This is a genomic window from Micromonospora sp. NPDC005215 (assembly GCF_040607915.1).
In the GTDB taxonomy this organism is placed as follows: Bacteria; Actinomycetota; Actinomycetes; order Mycobacteriales; family Micromonosporaceae; genus Micromonospora.
In genome coordinates this window covers 1-6,248 of record NZ_JBEXHQ010000099.1, presented here as the reverse complement: position 1 = coordinate 6,248, position 6,248 = coordinate 1, and the positions used below count along the sequence as shown (strand labels likewise).

Here is a 6,248-nt window from a genome sequence, read left to right as displayed (position 1 = left end):
TCGAATACCACGGCCGCACCGACCACCAAATCAAACTCCGCGGCCACCGCATCGAACTCGGCGAAATCGAAAACACCCTCGCCCAACACCCCAGCGTCACCAACGCAGCCGTCCTGCTGCGGGAGGACCAGCCGGGTGATCAGCGTCTGGTGGCGTACCTGACGATTCGGCCCGATGCGGTGTTCGACGTCGAGGAGTTGCGCCGGTATCTGGCCACCACGCTGCCCGCCTACATGATCCCGTCGGCGTTCGTACGGTTGGAACGGCTGCCGCTGAACCCGAACGGCAAGTTGGATCGGCGGGCTCTGCCCGTGCCGGTGTACGGCACTGTGGTTGGTCGGGTGCCGCGCTCGCCGCAGGAGCAGGTGTTGTGTGACCTGTTCGCTGACGTGTTGGGGGTGCGGCACGTCGGTATCGACGACGGGTTCTTCGACCTCGGTGGGCACTCACTGCTGGCCACCCGGTTGGTCAGTCGGATCCGCGCCACCCTCGACGTGGAGTTGCCGATCCGGCAGATCTTCGAAACTCCCACCGTCGCGGCACTCGCGGCGATCCTGGACACCGCCGCGCAGGCGCGCCCGCCGGTGACCCCGGTGATCCCCCGCCCGGAACGTGTGCCGCTGTCCCCGGCGCAGCAACGACTGTGGTTCCTGCATCAGCTTCAGGGACCCAACGCGACCTACAACATTCCGGGTGCGCTGCGTCTACGTGGTCGGTTGGATATCACCGCGCTGAGCGAAGCCCTGCACGACGTGAGCGCCCGCCACGAAGCGCTGCGCACCATCATCGTCGAAGACGATTCCGGCGCCCGGCAGGTGGTGCTGCCACCGGGCAACGCCGACGTGACGTTGCCCGTCATCGACTGCCCCGCACCGCAGCTGGACCGCACGTTGGCTGACCTGGCCGCGCGACCGTTCGACCTCGCCACCGAATTACCCCTGCGCACCACTCTGCTGCGCGTGGCCGACGACGACCACATCCTGCTGATCCTGCTCCACCACATCGCCGGTGATGCCTGGTCCATGCAACCCCTGGCCACCGACCTGGCCACCGCCTACACCGCCCGCATCGACAAGCAGCAACCCGACTGGGCGCCGCTGCCCGTCCAGTACGCCGACTACACCCTCTGGCAACAGCACCTCCTCGCTGACACCCACGAGCAGCAGCTCGGCTACTGGAGCACCACCCTCGCCGGCCTCCCCGAACACCTCACCCTGCCCACCGACCGGCCCCGACCTGCCACGGCCAGCGGTGCCGGCGACCGGGTCACCTTCACCATCCCCACCGACCTGCACGACGGCATCACCACCGTTGCCCGCGACCACAACGTCACCCCCTTCATGGTCGTCCAGGCCGCCCTCGCGGCGCTGCTCACTCGCCTCGGTGCGGGCACCGACATTCCCATCGGCACCCCGATCGCCGGACGCACCGACGATGCCCTCACCTCTCTCATCGGTTTCTTCGTCAACACCCTCGTCCTACGCACCAACACCGACGGGAATCCGAGCTTCGCTGACCTCCTGCACCGCGTCCGCGACACGAACCTCACCGCCTACGCCCACCAGGACCTCCCCTTCGAACGTCTCGTTGAGCACCTCAACCCGACCCGCAGCCTCGCCCACCACCCGCTGTTCCAGGTCCTGCTCACCCTCAACACCACCCAACAAAACGCGCTCGACACCGCCGCGACGATGCCCGGCCTCGATGTGGGTATCCACCCCACCCACACCGGTGCCGTGAAGGTCGACCTCACCATCGACCTCACCGAAACCCCCCACGGCCTCGACACCACCATCGAATACCGCACCGACCTGTTCGACCCCGAAACCATCACCGCCCTAGCCCACCGGCTCACCCGCATCCTGCACACCGTCACCACCGACCCCCGACAGTCGATCAACGACCTCGACATCCTCGACCCCGCCGAACGAGCGGTCGCCGTCGCGGGATACCGAGGCGAGCCGATGTCGTTCACCCCGGGCGATGTGCTTCCGGCACTGTTCGAGCGGGTGGCCGCAACCCATGCCGCGGATGTCGCGCTGGTACACGAGGCGGGCACGGAGACCTATGCGGCGCTGAACGCACGCGCCAACCGGCTGGCTCGGGCGCTGGTGCGGCACGGTGCCGGACCCGGCTCGCTCGTCGCGCTCGTACTGCCCCGCAACGGCGACCTCGTGACGGCGCTGCTGGCCGTGGTGAAGAGCGGAGCCGGTTACCTGCCGGTGGATCCGGACTACCCGGCCGACCGAATCGCCTCGACGCTGGCGGACGCCGCGCCCGTGCTGGTGCTGACCGATGCCGTGACCGCCACGGCGGTCACGGGCGGTCCCACGCCGCAGCTGCGCGTCGACGACCCGAGTCTCACCGACGGCTTGTCAGGCGACAACCTGGAGCAGGCCGAACGGACCCGGCCGCTGCACCCGCTGGACCCGGCGTACGTGATCTACACGTCCGGGTCCACCGGCCAGCCGAAGGGTGTGCTGGTCAGCCACTTCAACGTGACCCGACTGTTCGACTCCACCCGACCCTGGTTCGGCTTCGGAGCGCACGACACGTGGACCCTGTTCCACTCCTACGCTTTCGACTTCTCCGTCTGGGAGTTGTGGGGCGCTCTGCTGCACGGCGGCCGGCTCGTCGTCGTGCCGTACGCGGTGAGCCGCGATCCGGCGGCCTTCCTGCGGCTGCTGGAGCGGGAACAGGTCACCATCCTGAACCAGACACCCTCCGCGTTCTACCAACTGGTCGCCGCCGACCGGGAGGCACCGGCCAGCCGACTGAGCCTGCGGCACATCATCTTCGGCGGTGAGGCGCTCGATCTGTCCCGGTTGGCCGACTGGTACACGCGGCACGAGGACGACAGTCCCCAACTGGTCAACATGTACGGGATCACCGAGACCACAGTGCACGTCTCCTACGTCGCGCTGACCCGCCTCCGAGCCGCCGCCGCCGCGGGCAGCACCATCGGAGTGAACCTGCCGGACCTGCGCGTACATGTGCTTGACGAATGGCTGCGTCCGGTGCCGACCGGTGTCACCGGGGAGCTGTACGTCGCGGGAGGCGGGGTGGCTCTCGGCTACCTGAACCGACCGGCGTTGTCCGCCCACCGGTTCGTGGCCAACCCGTACGGGCCGCCCGGTGACCGGATGTACCGCACCGGCGACCTCGCCCGTTGGAACCGCGACGACGAGTTGGAGTACCTGGGTCGCGCCGACGACCAGGTGAAGCTGCGGGGCTTCCGCATCGAACTCGGCGAGATCGAGGCCGCCCTCCTGAGCCACCCCCACGTCTCCAACGCAGCCGTCGTGCTGCGCGAGGATCAGCCGGGCGATCAGCGGCTGGTCGGATACGTCGTGGCGGCGCCGGACGTCACGAACGCGACGCTGTCCGCGCACGCCGCAGCCGTGCTGCCGGCACACATGATCCCGTCGGCGATCGTCGGACTGGAACGCCTACCACTGACCACCAACGGCAAGTTGGATCGCCGGGCGTTGCCGGTGCCGGTGTACGGCAGTGTGATCGGTCGGGTGCCCCGTTCGCCGCAGGAACAGGTGCTGTGTGACCTGTTCGCTGATGTGCTGGGCGTGCGGCACGTCGGTATCGATGACGGGTTCTTCGATTTGGGTGGGCACTCACTGCTGGCCACCCGGTTGGTCAGTCGGATCCGCGCCACCCTTGAGGTGGAGTTGCCGATCCGGCAGATCTTCGAAACGCCCACCGTCGCGGCACTCGCGGCGATCCTGGACACCGCCGCGCAAGCACGTCCGCCGGTGACGCCGGTGGTCCCGCGTCCGGAACGTGTGCCGCTGTCTGCGGCGCAGCAACGACTGTGGTTTCTGCATCAGCTTCAGGGACCCAACGCGACCTACAACATTCCCGGTGCGCTGCGTCTACGTGGTCCGTTGGATATCACCGCGCTCACCGAAGCCCTGCACGACGTGAGCACCCGCCACGAAGCCCTACGCACCATCATCGTCGAGGACGATTCCGACGCCCGACAGATGGTCCTGCCAGCGGGCAACACCGACGTGACGCTGCCCATCATCGACTGCCCCGCACCACAGGTCGAACGCACCTTGGCCGACCTGGCCGCCCGGCCGTTCGACCTCGCCACCGAACTGCCCCTGCGCACCACCCTGCTACGGGTCGCCGACGACGACCACATCCTGCTGATCCTGTTGCATCACATCGCCGGTGATGCCTGGTCCATGCAACCCCTGGCCACCGACCTGGCCACCGCCTACACCGCCCGCATCAACAAGCAGCAACCCGACTGGACACCGCTGCCCGTCCAGTACGCCGACTACACCCTCTGGCAACAGGACCTCCTCACCGACACCCACGAGCAACAGCTCGCCTACTGGAGCACCACCCTCACCGGGCTGCCCGAACACCTCACCCTGCCCACCGACCGGCCCCGACCTGCGACCGCCAGCGGTGCCGGCGACCGGTACGTGTTCACCATCCCCAGTGACCTGCAGCAGGGCATCACCGCTGTCGCCCGCGACCACAACGTGACCCCGTTCATGGTCGTCCAGGCGGCCCTCGCGGCGCTGCTCACTCGCCTCGGCGCGGGCACCGACATTCCCATCGGCACACCGATCGCCGGGCGCACCGATGATGCCCTGACCTCTCTCATCGGGTTCTTCGTCAACACCCTTGTGCTGCGCACGAACACCGACGGCAATCCCACCTTCGCTGATCTTCTGCACCGTGTTCGTGACACGAACCTCAGCGCCTACGCGCACCAGGATCTGCCCTTCGAACGGCTTGTTGAGCACCTGAACCCGACCCGCAGCCTCGCCCACCATCCGCTGTTCCAGGTGTTGCTGACTCTCAACACCACCCAGCAGGGCGCGCTCGACACCGCCGCGACGATGCCCGGCCTCGACGTGGGTATCCACCCCACCCACACCGGTGCGGTGAAGGTCGACCTCACCATCGACCTCACCGAAACCCCCCACGGGCTCGACACCACCATCGAATACCGCACCGACCTGTTCGACCCCGAAACCATCACCGCCCTAGCCCACCGACTCACCCGCATCCTGCAGACCATCACGACCGACCCCCAGCAGTCGATCACCGACCTCGACATCCTCGACCCCGCCGAACGCGAGTTGTTGCACCGGTGGAACGACACCACCCACCCCGTGCCGACCGATGTGCTGCCGCGGCTGATCGAGGCGCAGGCCGCCCGCACCCCTGAGCAGGTGGCGGCGGTCGACAGGCACCGCAGCCTGACCTACGCGGAGTTGGACACCGAAGCCAACCGGCTCGCGCACACCCTCATCACCCACGGCGCCGGACCTGAGCGGTTCGTCGCCGTCGCCCTGCCCCGCAGCACCCATCTGCTCGTCGCCCTCGTCGCCGTCCTCAAAACCGGCGCCGCCTACCTACCCATCGACCCCGACCACCCCGACGAGCGCATCCATGCCACCCTCGCTGATGCCCTCCCGGCGGCGCTGATCACCGAGCGCCGCCTGGACACCACGGTCCCGGTGGTGTCGGCCGCGCCGGAGCAGCACCACGGGCAAGCCGGGCACCGCCCCGAGGTGCGGCTGACGCCGCAGCACCCCGCCTACATGATCTACACCTCCGGGTCCACCGGCCGACCCAAGGGTGTCGTGGTCACCCACGAGGCCATCACCAACCGGCTGCACTGGATGCAACACACCTACCACCTCGACACCACCGACCGGGTGTTGCAGAAAACCCCCGCAACGTTCGACGTCTCCGTCTGGGAGTTCTTCTGGCCCCTCATCACCGGAGCGGCCTGCGTCCTGGCCGACCCCGACGGCCACCGCGACCCCACCTACCTGCACCACACCATCGAACAGCACCACATCACCGTGGCCCACTTCGTGCCCTCCATGCTGCAAACCTTCCTCGACACCACCACCACCGACACCACGCACCCGCAGTTGCGTCACCTCTTCGCCAGCGGGGAAGCCCTGCCCACCCACCTCGCCCACCACACCCACCACACCCTGCCCCACACCACCCTGCACAACCTCTACGGACCCACCGAAGCCGCCGTCGACGTCACCCACCACACCACCACCACCAACGCCCCCACCACCCCCATCGGACAACCCACCTGGAACACCCACCTCCACGTCCTCGACCCCACACTGCGTCCCGTCCCACCCGGCATCACCGGCGAGCTCTACATCAGCGGAACCCAACTCGCCCGCGGCTACCACCACCGCACCGACCTCACCGCCCAACGATTCGTCGCCAACCCCCAC

At 68.1% G+C, this 6,248-nt stretch carries 1 protein-coding gene; it reads left to right on the top strand.

Annotation, left to right across the window (positions count from 1 at the left end):
* Positions 1-6,248, top strand: a 6,248-nt coding sequence (locus tag ABZU25_RS34220) for an amino acid adenylation domain-containing protein (protein WP_355033505.1), incomplete at both ends; no start/stop codon positions are given.